At 48.4% G+C, this 16,613-nt stretch carries 7 protein-coding genes; all 7 read left to right on the top strand.

The window, feature by feature from the left end:
• Positions 1-81 precede the first annotated feature (81 nt).
• On the top strand, positions 82-2,073 hold the full coding sequence (gene uvrB / locus Q0V21_RS18410) for an excinuclease ABC subunit UvrB (RefSeq protein WP_301248394.1): 1,992 nt from the start codon (positions 82-84) through the stop codon (positions 2,071-2,073).
• 602 nt (positions 2,074-2,675) lie between these two features.
• Positions 2,676-5,534, top strand: a complete 2,859-nt coding sequence (gene uvrA, locus Q0V21_RS18405; protein ID WP_024631566.1) for an excinuclease ABC subunit UvrA — start codon at positions 2,676-2,678, stop codon at positions 5,532-5,534.
• A 524-nt stretch (positions 5,535-6,058) separates the two neighbouring features.
• A complete protein-coding gene (locus tag Q0V21_RS18400) occupies positions 6,059-6,271 on the top strand; it encodes a hypothetical protein (protein WP_024631564.1) in 213 nt (70 codons plus the stop codon).
• Between the two features lie 274 nt (positions 6,272-6,545).
• A complete protein-coding gene (locus Q0V21_RS18395) occupies positions 6,546-7,712 on the top strand; it encodes a S1C family serine protease (protein WP_301879997.1) in 1,167 nt (388 codons plus the stop codon).
• A gap of 43 nt (positions 7,713-7,755) precedes the next feature.
• A complete protein-coding gene (locus tag Q0V21_RS18390) occupies positions 7,756-9,654 on the top strand; it encodes a stalk domain-containing protein (RefSeq protein WP_367620533.1) in 1,899 nt (632 codons plus the stop codon).
• A gap of 485 nt (positions 9,655-10,139) precedes the next feature.
• Positions 10,140-12,653, top strand: coding sequence for a U32 family peptidase (locus tag Q0V21_RS18385; protein ID WP_079350028.1), 2,514 nt, complete (start codon positions 10,140-10,142; stop codon positions 12,651-12,653).
• Between the two features lie 282 nt (positions 12,654-12,935).
• Complete coding sequence (locus Q0V21_RS18380; protein ID WP_301879996.1) at positions 12,936-16,553, top strand: DEAD/DEAH box helicase; 3,618 nt, start codon at positions 12,936-12,938, stop codon at positions 16,551-16,553.
• Positions 16,554-16,613: the final 60 nt, after the last annotated feature.

The following is a 16,613-nucleotide window of genomic DNA, read 5'->3' as shown; positions in this document are numbered from 1 at the left end:
TAAGTTTTCCCATATGTAAATTCGGGGAACTTCGACAATATATAGTGACTATTATTTTAGACGATAGGGTGAGATACGGCAATGAGCGATATTATAATGAGCGACAAAACGTTCGAAATCGAGTCAGAGTTTTCTCCCCAAGGTGATCAGCCTGTAGCCATTGAAGAGTTGGTGAAGGGTGTTCAGGAGGGGAAGAGATACCAGACGCTGCTGGGTGCAACCGGTACGGGTAAGACATTCACGATTGCACAGACGATTGCCAAGCTGCAACGTCCCACGCTGGTTATTGCCCACAATAAAACGCTGGCAGCACAGCTTGCAAGTGAGTTCAAAGACTTTTTTCCAAATAACATGGTTGAGTATTTTGTCAGTTACTACGATTACTTTCAGCCAGAGGCCTATATTCCCTCCTCGGATACGTATATCGAGAAGGATTCAAGTATTAATGAAGAGATTGATAAGTTGCGCCATGCGGCTACGAGTTCATTGTTTGAACGCAGGGATGTCATTATTGTAGCGAGTGTATCCTGCATCTATGGTTTAGGTTCGCCGCATTCGTATTCCAGCATGCTTCTGTCCTTGCGGGTAGGGATGGAGAAACCACGTAATCAGATTTTGTCGCGTCTGGTAGAGATTCAATATCAGCGAAATGACATTAACTTTGTGCGTGGCACGTTCCGCGTTCGCGGCGATGTTATCGAGATTTTCCCGGCATCGAAGGGTGAACATGCGATTCGGGTTGAATTGTTCGGTGATGAGATTGAGAAAATTACGGAGATTGACGTGTTAACCGGAGAACTGGTTGGCGAACGTGAACATATCGCTATTTTCCCGGCATCTCACTTCGTAACCCAAGAAGAAACGATGCGCGTCGCGCTGGTGAACATTGAGCGTGAACTGGAAGAGCGTCTTGAAGTGTTGAGAGAACAAGGTAAACTGCTGGAGGCTCAGCGACTGGAGCAACGCACACGGTACGATATCGAGATGATGAAGGAAGTCGGGTTCTGTTCAGGAATTGAGAACTATTCCGGACCACTGACATTCCGCGAACGTGGCGATACACCGTACACATTGATGGACTATTTTCCGGATGACATGTTGATTGTGGTCGATGAGTCCCACGTGACCTTGCCACAGATCCGTGCGATGTATAACGGTGACCAAGCACGGAAGACCGTACTGGTGGATCACGGTTTCCGTCTTCCATCTGCGCTGGATAACCGTCCGCTCAAATTCGAAGAGTTCGAGGGAAAGATGAATCAGATCATCTATGTATCTGCAACACCGGGTCCCTACGAGATTGAGCATACGGATACGATGGTACAACAGATCATTCGTCCAACGGGTCTGCTTGATCCAATTATTGAACTGCGTCCAACGAAGGGTCAGATCGATGACCTGATCAGTGAGATTAACGACCGGATTGCAAAAGATGAGCGGGTCCTGATCACCACATTAACGAAGAAGATGTCCGAGGATCTAACGGATTATCTCAAGGAGATCGGGATCAAGGTGCGTTATTTGCACTCCGAGATTAAGACGTTAGAGCGTATGGCGATACTGCGTGATCTCAGGCTGGGGGTTTTCCATGTACTGATCGGGATCAACTTGCTGAGGGAAGGTCTGGATCTTCCAGAAGTTTCTTTGGTAGCCATTTTGGATGCCGACAAGGAAGGCTTCCTGCGTTCTGAACGTTCACTGATCCAAACGATTGGCCGGGCGGCACGGAACAGCGAAGGTCGAGTCATTCTGTACGGTGACAAAGTGACGGATTCGATGGATAAGGCGATTAAGGAAACGGAACGCCGCCGCGCAATCCAGATTGAATATAACGAAAAGCATGGCATTACACCACAGACGATTCGGAAAAAAGTGCGTGATGTGATTGAAGCAACCAAAGTTGCCGAATCCAAAAAAGACTATCTTACAGGCGCTGCCGAGAAGATGTCGAAGAAGGATCGTCAGGCGCTTATTCAACGCCTAGAGGTAGAGATGAAGGATGCTGCCAAAAACCTGCAGTTTGAGCGTGCGGCTGAACTTCGCGATGCATTGTTGGAACTGCGCGCGGAGTAGCTCGTAAGGGCCGGTTGCAGGTTGTTTAGAGATAAGTAGAGGCACAGATAGTGAATATTTCGCTGCAAGGATAGATCTTCAACAAGAGAACGGCCGCGTGGCCGTTCTCTTGTTGAGTAAGGAAATCAATAATCTATCGATAATTAGGCATGTTGAAAACTTAAAATCAGGTCTATACTGATAGAGAAGTTGAAATTGGTTAAAAGGTTTATAGGAAAGCATTTGGAAGTTGTGTCCTTTGGAGCCGAGCCGAAGGTAATGGTGACCTCTCGTGAGCGAGGCAAAGCCGTGAGCGTCCCGGTGTTTAAGGGGAGCCGAGCCGAAGGCAATGGCGACCTCTCGCGAATGAGGCGGAGCCGTGAGCGTCCTCTCGTGGTAGAGGCAGCCGTCCAGGATACCGGCAAGAGCCGGAATCTTGGACGAAGCTGCGGGCACACAACAACCATTCACATAGCAAGACCCGACCATTCACCACGCACCGCCTGTTTCGGGTGTCCAGAGGGCTGCGCCCTCTGGGGCCCTCCCTTGGAAGGGAGGGTTTGGGAGGGATCGAAAAGCCTTTAATAAAGGTTGGAATTACAACATTGAGAGGATGAATACTATTGGCGAGCGAGAACATTGTCATCAAAGGCGCGCGAGCGCATAACCTCAAAAACATTGATATCACCATCCCGCGTGACCGTTTTGTCGTATTGACCGGTCTGAGTGGCTCAGGCAAGTCCTCGCTGGCTTTTGATACAATCTATGCCGAAGGACAACGACGTTACGTGGAATCATTATCGGCATATGCACGACAGTTTCTGGGGCAAATGGAGAAACCGGATGTCGATTCCATTGAAGGATTGTCGCCGGCTATTTCCATAGATCAGAAAACGACAAGTCGTAACCCGCGTTCTACCGTCGGAACCGTTACGGAAATCTATGATTACCTGCGTCTGTTATTTGCACGTGTGGGACATCCCCATTGTCCGGATCATGGCGTGGAGATCACCTCCCAGACCGTAGAGCAGATGGTAGACCGCGTGATGCAATATCCTGAACGGACCCGGCTGCAGATTTTGGCACCGATCGTTTCAGGCCGTAAGGGTGAACACAAAAGTGTGTTTTCCGATATTTCCAAACAAGGCTTTGTCCGTGTTCGGGTGAATGGGGAATTACGTGACCTGTCTGAAGATATCCAATTGGAAAAGAACAAGAAACACACGATTGAAGTCGTCGTTGACCGGATCGTGATTAAGGAAGATGTGCAATCACGTTTGGCCGATTCGATTGAGACTGCACTTAATCTGTCCGGTGGACAGCTGCTGGTAGATATTATGGGTGAAGAAGAACTGCGTTTCAGTTCCAACTTTGCCTGCCCAGTGTGCGGATTCAGCATTGAAGAGCTGGCACCACGGATGTTTTCTTTCAACAGTCCATTTGGGGCTTGTCCCGATTGTGATGGATTGGGCGTTAAAATGATTGTTGACCCGGATCTATTAGTACCGGATCGAAGTAAAACGATTGAAGAGGGTGCGTTTGACGCTTGGACAGGCGGTACATCCACCTATTATCCGCAATTCCTGAAGTCGGTATGTGAACACTTCAACATCCCGCAGAATGTGCCTGTAGAGGATCTTCCTGCAGAGCAGATGAACAAGCTGCTGCAGGGTACAGGTACGGAGAAAGTTCGTTTCCGGTACGAGAATGACTTTGGGCAACGGAAAGAAGCAATGGTTACCTTTGAAGGTATTGTGAATAACTTGGAGCGTCGTTACCGTGAGACAGCATCCGAAGGTATCCGAGAATTCATTGAAGGTTATATGAGTGCGAAGCCGTGTGGTTCTTGCAAAGGGCACAGACTGAAGCGTGAGAGTCTTGCCGTTACAATTAACGATCACAATATGGCGTATGTGACAAGCTTGTCCATTGGAGAAGCAGGTCGTTTCTTCGACTCACTGCAATTGAGTGAAAAAGAGCAAACCATTGCCAAACTGATTTTAAAAGAAATCAACAGCCGTCTTGGCTTCCTGGTGAACGTAGGCCTGGATTATTTGACCCTTAGCCGTGCTGCCGGAACGTTGTCCGGTGGTGAAGCCCAACGGATCAGGCTGGCGACACAAATTGGTTCCAGTCTGATGGGTGTACTGTACATTCTGGACGAGCCAAGTATAGGTCTGCATCAACGGGATAATGATCGTCTAATTTCTACACTCGCTCATATGCGGGATATCGGTAACACACTGATCGTGGTTGAACATGATGAAGATACGATGCTTGCTGCCGACTATATCATCGATATTGGTCCGGGTGCAGGTATCCACGGCGGCACTGTGATGTCCCAGGGAACACCGGAAGAAATCATGAATGACGAGAACTCGTTAACAGGTCAATATCTGAGTGGGCGTAAGTTTATTCCGGTACGTACCGAGCGCCGTAGTGTCGGGGACCGCTGGCTGGAAGTGCGCGGAGCGAAGGAAAACAACCTGAAAAACCTGAATGTAAAAATTCCGGTGGGTGTATTCACGGCTGTAACGGGTGTATCCGGCTCAGGTAAATCGACACTAATTAATGAGATTTTGTATAAAACGCTGGCTCGGGACTTGAACCGCGCACGGGTGCGCCCAGGTCAGCACAAAGAGATTCGGGGTCTGGAGCATATCGATAAGGTCATTGATATTGACCAGTCGCCAATCGGACGCACACCACGTTCCAACCCGGCTACCTATACGGGCGTCTTTGATGACATCCGTGATCTGTTTGCACAGACCAATGAAGCCAAAGTGCGCGGATACAAAAAAGGCCGGTTCAGTTTCAATATTAAAGGTGGACGTTGTGAAGCTTGTCGCGGGGACGGCATTATCAAGATCGAAATGCACTTCCTGCCAGATGTCTATGTCCCTTGCGAGGTCTGCAAAGGCAAACGGTACAATCGCGAAACCCTTGAAGTCAAATACAAAAATAAAAATATTGCAGATGTGCTGGGAATGACAGTAGAGGATGCAACGCAATTCTTCGAGAACATTCCTAAAATTCATCGCAAAATGCAAACCTTGCTTGACGTGGGGCTAGGCTACATTAACATTGGGCAGCCTGCAACAACCTTGTCCGGTGGTGAAGCACAACGTGTGAAACTTGCTTCTGAGCTGTATCGTCGCAGTACGGGTAAAACCATCTACATTCTGGATGAGCCAACCACAGGTCTGCACGTCGATGATATTGATCGCCTGCTGACCGTATTGCATCGTCTGGTGGATTCCGGAGAGTCAGTACTGGTGATCGAGCATAATCTGGATGTAATCAAAACAGCCGATTATGTCATTGATCTGGGTCCTGAGGGCGGAAGCGGTGGCGGAACCATTGTTGCGACAGGTACGCCAGAGGATATTATTAAAGTGGAAGCTTCTTATACAGGCAAGTACTTGAAGCCAGTATTGGAGCGGGATACAGAACGAAGCAAGACGCTACAATTGACGGAGTAGCTGCCCAAGGCTATCCTGAGAAAGTGGACATGGATCTACCTTTTCCGAGTAGTCATCTTTGGTAGTTCATTCAAACTAGCTGCAAGGCTATGTAGTACGGCTATAGGAATAAAATATTATCTAACCCTTCTTATTGCGAAGTGTGAGGCATCCATGTATCATCTGATGTTCTCGTCTTCCCAAGAGAAGGGTTTTCTGATATTGTGGCGTTTGGCCAATCTCAATATGACATGGGTGAAAGTGTTTACATATGCGATAGAGCAAGCATTCCATCAATCGACTGCCAAACTGGATTTTTTTCATTTTTCTGGATGATAGGGCTTGCATTACAGGCAGGGTACAGATAACATAGAGGAAGATATTAGGGTATGCGTTAGCATTCTGTATTTTGCATCACTTGAATCGGTTCTGGATACAAGTTGTAAATGAGAGTCTCATTTCAATTTACATCCTGCTGATTGGAATTCAATGATTGGGTTGTTGCAAAATGCATGTTCAACTATGGTGAGGAGGTCTGTCTATCCATGCTGTTTGCAGAAGCTGCCACGGCGAGTACTTCAAATTTTAATGCGTTTGATATTTTTGTCATCTTATTTACGATCCTGATTTTCATCGGAGTGGTACGCCTGATTCGTGCACCGAAGAAAAATTTGTTTGCTATCGGATTTGCAGTAGTCAGTCTGCTGGTATTTCTGTTGACCGACTATGCCATGATTACCGGTTGGTTTGGTTCATAGAGACACCGCTGAACTTATTTGAAAACAGCAAATAGAAGAACAGACAAACACTTTCCAGGGGAGTTTAGGAGGGTGTTTTTTTGTGTTTACAGAATGTGTGGAAATATGCGGGTTTTTTCTGTTGAAAAATAGGGCTTGAAGCGATTGTACAGGAATAATTTGTATGTTAAATTGAAGGATACCGGTATTGCAGATGGTAGAGAAAGAGATTCAGCAATGAGTCATATGGTTCGGTTGCATAACGGAAGATATATAGAGAGGGTTAGGTGAGAGAATGAGAGTGTTGGGGAAAAAGGGCGTAGCCACGCTGATGGCTGCTGTACTCTCGATCAGTGTTGCAGCAGCGGCTGGCGCAGCGGAGTCTTCATCAGGAATGCAAGCCAAAGTGGTAGATGGACAAGTATATGTTAGTTCAACAGATTTGGTCAAAGCACTCGGAGGAAGTGGTCAATATGATGCCAAATCCGGAACGTTTCAGTATAAGGGCAGTGAAGCAGTCCCAAAAGTAATTGAAAAAGTATCTCCGTCTGTTGTAGGCATCATCGGCAAATCTACTGAATTACAGGATGGCGTCACATCGGATCGTTATAATCTAGCTCATGGTACTGGCGTGATCATCCGCTCCAACGGCTGGATTGTGACGAATGCCCATGTGGTTGATGGGTTAACCGATCCGCTGGTTGTGACGACCGATGGCAATACATATAAAATCACCAAAACATACAGTGACCCGTTAAGCGATATCGCTTTGATCAAAATTAATGCCAAGTCTCTTCAACCGGCGACCTTTGCCAAAGCTTCACAGACAACCGTTGGAGAAACCGTTATTGCTATCGGTACACCGATATCCTTCTCTTTGCGTAACTCGGCAACAGTAGGCGTAATCAGTGGTCTTAATCGGGGAGTGGAGGCCACCTATCGATTGATTCAAACAGATACGGCCATAAACCCAGGCAACAGCGGCGGACCTCTGGTCAACCTCAAAGGCGAAGTCGTGGGTATTAACTCTATGAAATTTTCAGCAGTGGGTATCGAGAGCATGGGATTTTCGATTCCAGTAGATACCGTTCAATATATTATCAATCAGTTCTTTGAATACGGGAAAATCAAGCGTGCAAGCCTTGGCCTGCAACTGGAAGAGAGCTGGTCAGCGATTGTGGGCCTGCCTACAGATGATCCTTTGACGATTACCGGCGTACTGTCAGCTCAAGCGAAGAAAGCGAAAATCAAAGAGGGGGATGTGTTATACAGTGTGGCAGGCACACGTGTGTCCTCTGTGGTGGATATTAATGAGCTGCTCAAAAAGTATGTGCCAGGACAGAAAGTCAAACTGGTGATGCAAACGGAAGGCGATATTGTCACTCGTACGGTGGTCCTTGCTGATCGAGCGGATATCCAAGACGATGAAGATGAGCAGTTCCCTGTAGATGAAGACCAATAAAGCCCGGCGAGCAATCCGGATCCAGAGAGGACGAATGAACGGAATGAAGAAATCTTTTTTACGTGTGCTGAGCACAGGTATGTTAGCCGGGATGCTGAGTATTGGAGCGGCATTGCCTGCATGGGCATCCGATCTTACGACAAGCGAGCTGCGGATCACCGCAGGTAGTACGAGTGCCTACATCAATGGCAGCAAGCAGACAATCGCTAAACCATATAAATTCAAAGGGGTTACGATGGTTCCCGTCGGTGTATTTAAGAAGGCTTTTGGCAGCGAAATTCGACTGGAGAAGAATGATGTAGTCAAAGTCAAAGAAGGTCCGCATACCGTCACCTTAACGATTGGCAGTTCGATTGCCTGGGTGGATGGTATCAAAAAAGAGATGGGCGCGGCCCCAAAAATGATGAACGGGGTGCTCATGGTGCCACTTCGCCCGGTAGCTGCGGGGATTGGCGCTACACTTGCCCCAAGCAGCTCAGGAGAGATGGTCATTCGTTTATTACAAACGGATGAATCGACGGATGACGACGAGGGCAGCATTAATCTGGATGAAGGCAAAACAAGAATTGGTAACAGTTATTATGGCTGGTCCATGAATTATCCATCCGACCTCATGATTCTGCAAACGGGTGAGCAGGAGCGCATGATGACTTTTGGCGCAGAGGACAGCAGTTATTATCTTGAAGTGTATGTGAGTGACCAGGATGTCAATCTGGACTCGGATGATTTGTTACAGCAACTTGTTCAGGAAGCCAAAGAGGCCGGAGATACAGTGCTTGATCGGGAATCGATTGCCAAAGGGAAAACCCCGTATGCCCGGATAGTGGTTAAAGATGCGGACGGTGTTTTATGGGAAATGCGTCAATATATCAAGGATGGTCGCCAATATGATGTATACCTCGCCGATTATGGAGCTCTGAATTACAAGGATCTGGGCAAACGTGCAGCGCTGCTCAACTCATTCCAACCTACGTATGTTCAGTCGGATCGTACGATTAAGGATCTTTCAACCGTGGATGAGGGTATGCGCGCTACCTGGAATGACGATTATGGCATTGAATTGAAGATTCCAGCAGGCTGGTCTATGGACAACACCCAGATGATATACGAAGCCAAGGATGGTGCATATCTGCAACTTCGTGTTACATCTGCACCGAAGGGTGCAACAGTCCAGGAGTGGAGCGGCCAACTGGACAAGTGGATGCGTGAGACGTTCACGCCTGAAAGTTATGAGCCGATCGGTTCGTATACGATGGATGTATCAGGCGAGACTGCCGAGGTGAATGAATTCCGTTATAACTTTGGCGATGGATGGCAGACGGAGTTCGATGTTCTTTTGCAAAAAAACGGGTATCGTTACTATGCAGAGTATACGTTCCCTGAGGAGCAGACGAAGGACCGTGAATGGTTTAAGAGTATCATGAAGAGTGTTGAGATTGACTTTGATACGGTAGCCGATAATTTCGGACAGCTGGATGAAGACCCGTATTTGACAGATAAAACAAAATCCATCACACGAACATCCAAACGTTATCATTACAGTGTGGATATTCCACGTTACTGGACGCCGTACAATGACCGATTTGAGTATTCTCCTGTCGTTTATACGTTCACAGGGGGGCAATTCTCCATTGCCGCGAGTGAGGACAAATCCATTGAAATGACAGTCAGTCAACTTCGAGAGGCATATGCGGAAGCAACCAAAACACGTAAAAACTTCAAATTGATTAGCAGTGAGGAGATGACGTTTGCGGGTGTGCCTGCGTTTTCCTTCATCTATCATGAAGTGGACAATGGTGTGCCATATACCGGACGTCAGATTGTGTTTGAACAGAACGGAACGACGTATACGATAACAAGTGGGCTGAATGACGCCAACAAGACGGAAGTCCAGGCAGCAGCGCTGGAAAAAGCCGTGAACTCATTTACATTTATTAAATAATGCAAAATGCTGAAATAACAGAGATACATGTTGCCGGAGGGTCATAAGACCTTCCGGTTTATTATATTTTTATATCTATATAGATCCTTCGACTGAAGTGGTCGATGTAAACTGGAGCAAACATTTACACGATAACAGCGATCGGAAGGTTGTTCTGTCATCGGAGTGCCGAGTGTAAATATTTTTTAGATCAATGTATATAGTGTGCATCTATTGTTGTAGAGATGGAAATGAAAATGATAAACGGTTTTTTCAGGAAAGCGTAGAAGAGTCGTTGCAGAAGTGGTACACTATACTAGTTCAGGAGTTATGACTGCTGTTCTGAAAAATAAGAATGACTGTAGGCTTGGGAATCAGGCAATACAGACATAATGTATAGATATAGCGATACAGTGACAATGCAGGCGTATGGAATCAAGGTACAGGATTTAACGTACAGGGTACAGGGATGAAATCCGGCTATGCCGGTTATGGGGAGGATACACATGAAAACAGCAACAATACGAAGAGAAGACGTTGAGCTTCTGGCACCCGCAGGTGACTGGGACTGTATGCGTTCGGCGGTAGCCAACGGCGCGGATGCGATTTTCTTCGGAGTCGAAAAATTTAATGCACGGGCACGTGCGAACAATTTCCGTATGGACGAGCTGCCGGAGATTATGGCGTTTTTGCACAGTTATGGCGTAAAAGGTTTTTTGACCTTTAATATATTGATTTTTGAAAATGAATTGACGGATGCCAAAGAACTGATCGACGCTTGTGTCGATGCAGGTGTGGACGCCGTGATTGTACAGGATCTGGGCCTGGTCAAAATGATCCGCGAGATCTCACCGGACTTCCCGATTCACGGTTCAACCCAAATGACGATTACGTCACCGGAAGCGGTGGAGTTTACGAAGCCGTTTGATATGGAACGTGTCGTGCTTGGACGGGAGAACAACCTGAAGCAGATTCAGAAGATCGGAGAACAGGCGAAGTTGCCAATGGAGGTATTCGTGCACGGTGCGCTGTGTGTGTCCTATTCCGGGCAATGTTTGACTTCTGAAATGTGGGGCGGACGCTCCGCCAACCGTGGGGAATGTGCACAGGCTTGTCGTCTGCCGTACGACCTGATGGTGGATGGCGAGCATAAGCCGATGGGCGATGTAGCGTATCTGCTGTCTCCGAAGGATCTGGCTGCGATTGACTTGATGCCGGAACTGATCGAAGCGGGCGTAACTTCCTTCAAAATCGAAGGACGTCTCAAAACGCCGGAATACGTGGCCAACGTGGTTAGTAAATACCGCAAAGCGATCGACCGTTACTTTGATGGAGATAATACGCCTCCAAGTAAAGAAGAGGTTCGTGAATTGCAGCAGAGCTTCTCGCGTGGATTCACGCACGGTTTCCTGGACGGAACGAACAATAAACAACTGGTTGACGGTACGTTCCCTAAAAGCCGTGGCGTCTATCTGGGTCGTGTAGACCAAGTATTACGTGATGGTGTTGTCCTGAAGCTCGATGCACCAGTAAAACGTGGAGACGGAATCGTATTTGATGCCGGAGATCCGACGAAGAAGGAAGAAGGCGGACGTGTCTACGATGTACGTCGTAAAGGCGTGAAGCTTGAAGGCGAAGCGGAGGAAGGCTGGATCGTGGACGTCGTACCAGGCCGTAGTGACGTGGACCTGCGCCGCGTGAAAGTTGGCGACAAAGTATGGAAAACGAATGATCCGGCACTGGACAAACGTCTTCGTCAAAGCTTTGAAACCGAGAAGCCTTATCGTATCTTCCCGGTAAACGTGAAAGTCATCGGCAGCCCGGGGCAGCCGCTTAGCACCTGGTGGACGGACGTACAGAAGGGTACGACGGTCCGTGTGAATTCCGAGATGGAACTGGATATTGCCCAGAAGCGTCCTATGACGCACGAACTGCTCGAAGAGCAATTCGGACGTCTGGGCGGCACTGTATTCCAGCTGGAAGAGCTGGACGTCAACCTGCACGGTGACGTCATCATTCCGATGCGCGAGTTGAATAACATTCGCCGTCAGGCGGTGGAACAACTCGCGGGCGAGCGCCCTAAACCGCCCGTCTACGTGAAACGGGCGGTAGAAGTTTACGGCGATGCGGTTAAACCGGCATCGCCAGTCGCTCGCGGTCAAGCGGAGCTGACCGCGCTCTGCCGCAGCCTGCCACAAGTAGAGGCAGCGCTGGAAGCAGGCGTCGGCATGATCTACGCCGACTTTGAGTTTATCAAGCAGTTCCCGGCAGCAGTGGAAGCCGTTCGTGCCGCAGGCCGCAAGATTGCGTTGGCAACACCACGCATTCATATGCCTGGGGAGAACGGGTATCACAACAACATCCTGCGTTTGCAGCCGGATGCTGTGCTTGTACGTAATACGGGTGCATTGTACTTCTACTTGCGCCATCGGATGGAGAACCCGGATGCGAAGCACCCGGAATTGATCGGTGACTTCTCACTGAACATCGCCAACCACAAGGCAGTGGAACTGTTCCTGGAAGCGGGTTGCGACTGGATTACGCCTTCTTATGACCTGAACATTCAGCAAATGGTTGATTTGCTGGGACACTCCCGTACAAGTCAGACCGAAGTGGTTATTCATCAGCATCTGCCGATGTTCCATACCGAGCACTGTGTGTATTGTACGTTTATGAGTGAAGGAACAGACTTTACGAACTGTGGACGTCCATGTGAAGATCACCGTGCTTCTTTGCAAGACCGGATCGGCATGTCCCACCCTGTACGTGTGGACGAAGGCTGCCGCAATACCGTGTATAATGCGGTGGAGCAATCTGGTGCTGAATATCTGACCAACTTTATGGATCTAGGTGTATCCCGCTACCGTGTGGAATTCCTGGAGGAAACTCCAGAGCAGGTGCGCGAGGTTATTGATCTGTACAATCGTGCTCTGCGTGGCGAGATCAGTGGGACACAAGTATGGAAAACACTGAAAGCAACCAACCAGCTTGGCGTAACACGTGGTCAACTGGTGAAATAATAGACACCAGTATGCAAGGTTGCAACAATTATCACGACAATAAGTTGACATCTCAGATCATATTATTTTTCGATCCATAAATTGCCGCGACAGGCAACTGGCTTGAAGCAACCCCAATCTCTGCTTTACGGAGCTCTTGGGGTTTTTTCTATAAAAGAGACTTGAACTATACCGAGTTCAGATTTGTATGTGGTATCTTGTTTATCAGAGAATGTTTGCATCGGTGTATTGTTTATTATTGGCTAAGAAAGCTACAACACATGACATAGGAGGCGAAGAAGCGTGGCGCCATTCACGATGATGGATATCAAATTGCTGTGCGGGGTCACGGCATTCAAACGGGGAGAAGATTATAATTTATCTGGAAGAGTGACCAATCTGATTGTCAGCGAGGATGAGTGTCATTACGATGCTGTAGTTCGAGGGACCAAACGATATCAAGTAACGGTAGATCTGGATGAAACAGGTGAAATTGAAGCCTATTGCAACTGTCCTGCGTATGGCAACTATTATGACTATTGCAAGCATGTCGCTGCAGTCCTCCTGGCGATCAATGAACGGGGGGAAGAGGAACTGGGCGGCCATGCTGCGAACAATAAAGCGGACAAGAAGCAAGCCAAAAAGACTGAGGAGGGGAAAAGGAAAGGAATTACTCAATCCAGTCATGGATTAATTTCTAATTCTGCTTTCGGCTACGACTCTGTTTCCAGAGTAGGCACACTGGTGGAAGAAAGTCATTGGGAACGTCCCGACTCTTCTTCCAATTCAAGGCACCGTCGCGATTCTGACCTGAATCCACCCTCTGAACCTTTCGCTCAAGCAGGTCGACCAAGTTCTGCCCCTGGATGGGGAAGATCAGCAGATAAACCTTCGTACCGCACAGCGGATCAGATTCTTTCCATGTTTGCCAAAGAACGCAGCCCCTTGCATGCAAATGAGCGTAAATACACTGCGCCTGTGACCCGGTCTTCATTACGGGAGGAGCTGCAGTTCCAATTTATATGCAAGCTTGTGCAGGTTCACAAAGGCGGCGCCAAACTCGCGCTCGAACTGAAAGTAGGAAATAAACGCCTGTATGTCGTTCAGAAAGTGAAGCAATTCCTGAACTGCATTGAGAATGGTGAACCCATGTCGTTTACCAAGCTGTTTTTCTACGATCCGTCAATGCATTATTTTAGTCCCCAGGATCAGGCGATCCTGTCTATGCTTATTCGGATGAGGCAGAGTGAGGAAGCATACCGTGAGTCCATCTCGGGTTACTTGGGAGCTTCAGACGGCAGAGATATATTGATTGCTCCACTGGTCTGGAAGCCTCTACTGGATTTGCTGCTTCAGGCAGATAGCCGGATGGAGGGAACGGGGTTGGCGAATGGACCGCTCACTTTGGGTGAGGGGGCACTGCCTTTATTTTACCGTATTGCGCAGGGTACTAATGAAGGGTATCAGCTTGAAATTTCCGGATTGCGTGAGCTGATTCTTCTCCCAGCCTATGATGCTGCCGTGGTGGAAGGGCAATTGCATATGTTGGAGCCGATGCAGATGCGAAGTCTGGAGGATCTGAGCAGAGCGCTCACTTCTTATGGGATCAAGGAAAGTATCGATATTTCCGCTCAGCAGGTGGACGAATTCGTTCAGCATGTTGTGCCGGAACTGCGTACACTGGGGCATCTGTCCATCGACTCCCAGGTGAGAGAACGAATCGCAGAGCCGGAGCTTGCACCAAAGTTGTATATCGATTTCTATCGGGAACGGATTACAGCGCGTCTGGAGTTTGATTATGGTGTAATGGTGATTAATCCGCTGGCTGAATATTTGATTGATGAAGAAGAAAAAAAGGTGATTTTGGTACGTGACCGCCATGCAGAGCGTAACCTTATCGACCGGCTAGATCGCTCTTTCCTGGAACGGGATGGAAGTGTATGGGCAAGTGAACGAGAAGACGCGATATATGATGTGATGTATCATCTGCTGCCGGAGCTTGAGAAGCAGGTAGATATCTATATCCCGAATGCCGTGAAGGCTATGGTGCAATCCTATCCGACACCGCCGAAAGTGCGGGCAGATCTGGGTAAAGGGTTGGACTGGCTGGAGATCTCATTCGAGATGGAAGGTGTAGATGAGCAGGAACTTCAGGAAATGATGCGTAACATCGTGGAAAAGAAACCGTATTTCCGTTTGCGCAGCGGTGTGTTTGTCTCTCTCGAAAATGAAGGGGCGGACAGCTTCGCACACATGGCGGATTCGCTTGGACTTGCTTCGGGCGACATCAAGAGCAGTCATATCCGCCTGCCTGCCGTTCGGGCTCTGCAGCTCCCTGGCCGGGACGAGGTTTCGGGACATGTGAAGTGGGGAAATTCCCTGAAACGTTTCCTGGATGATCTTCGTGATCCCGAGCGGATGGATTTTGCATTGCCGGATGCGCTTGCTCCTGTGCTGCGTGATTATCAGGCTAGTGGATATCAGTGGCTGCGTACACTCGCATTTTACCGATTTGGCGGCATTTTGGCCGATGATATGGGGCTTGGCAAAACGCTGCAAAGTATTGCCTATATCGCGGCAGAACTGAAAGAAAAGCCGCAACAGCACCATAGCAATCTTGATGATGCTAATCACATTGTTGATGGTGGAAATTTTGGAAGTAACATCCCGGATGAAGTAAAGGCCGGATTGTTGGATCAACATACTGCTCATCCTCCTGTACTCGTGGTTGCACCAGCTTCATTAACGTACAACTGGGCGAATGAATTTGCCCGATTTGCTCCGCATTTGCGAGTAATGATTGCAGCAGGTCAAAAAGATGAACGAGCCAGTATGCTCGCAGGCATGGATGACGCAGATGTTATTGTGACGTCCTACCCGCTATTGCGCCGCGATCTGGACACATATCTCGGAAGAACGTTTCATACGCTTATTTTGGATGAAGCCCAGGCGATCAAGAATTCTTCTTCGCAAACGGCTCAGGCTGTTAAACAGATTCAGGCACCACGTCGCTTCGCACTTACAGGAACACCCGTAGAAAACTCACTGGATGAGCTTTGGTCGATCTTTGAAGCGGTATTCCCGGGGTTGTTCCCTAGTTATCGCAGATTCCGGGATCTGCCTCCTGAGCGCATTGCCCGGATGGTCCGTCCGTTTATTCTCCGTCGTCTAAAGAAAGATGTGCTGGAAGAACTGCCGGATCGTATTGAAACCGTACAGCGCTCCGAGCTGAAGGACGAACAGAAGAAACTGTATGCCGCGTACCTGTCACAGCTTCAGGATGAGACATCCAAGGATATGGAAGAGAACGGTTTTCAGAAGAACCGCATCAAAATACTGGCAGGCATTACACGCCTGCGCCAGTTGTGCTGTCATCCCGCTCTCTTTGTGGAGGGTTATCAGGGAGATTCCGGGAAAATGGAGCAGCTGCTGGAGACGGTTCAGGATTGTCTGGCTGCGGGCAAGCGGATTCTCATCTTCTCCCAGTTCGCTAGCATGCTGAATTTGATTCGACAGACGCTCGCTGCACAGGGGAGAGATTTGTTCTACCTGGATGGTCAGACACCTGCACAGAGTCGGGTAGAGATGTGCCGCAGATTCAACGAGGGTGAAGCTGAGCTGTTTCTGATCTCGTTGAAGGCTGGCGGTACCGGATTGAACTTAACGGGTGCAGATACGGTTATTTTATATGACCTTTGGTGGAATCCCGCCGTGGAAGAACAGGCCATTGGACGCGCCCATCGTATGGGGCAGAAACAAGTCGTCCAGGTTATTCGTCTCGTTACGGAAGGGACGATTGAAGAGAAGATTCTGGAGCTGCAGCAGCGCAAAAAAGATCTGATTGCCGAAGTCATTGAACCTGGAGATGGAGGATCCACCACCTTATCCGAGCAGGATATTAGGGAATTGTTGATGGTATAATGAAGTCTAGCCATATTAGTTTTCGTTTCATCAAATATATAATTATTTCTCCACCAGAAG

Source organism: Paenibacillus sp. 11B, from assembly GCF_030487755.1.
GTDB classification, from domain to species: Bacteria; Bacillota; Bacilli; order Paenibacillales; family Paenibacillaceae; genus Paenibacillus; species Paenibacillus vandeheii.
This window is presented reverse-complemented; position numbering and strand designations above follow the sequence as displayed.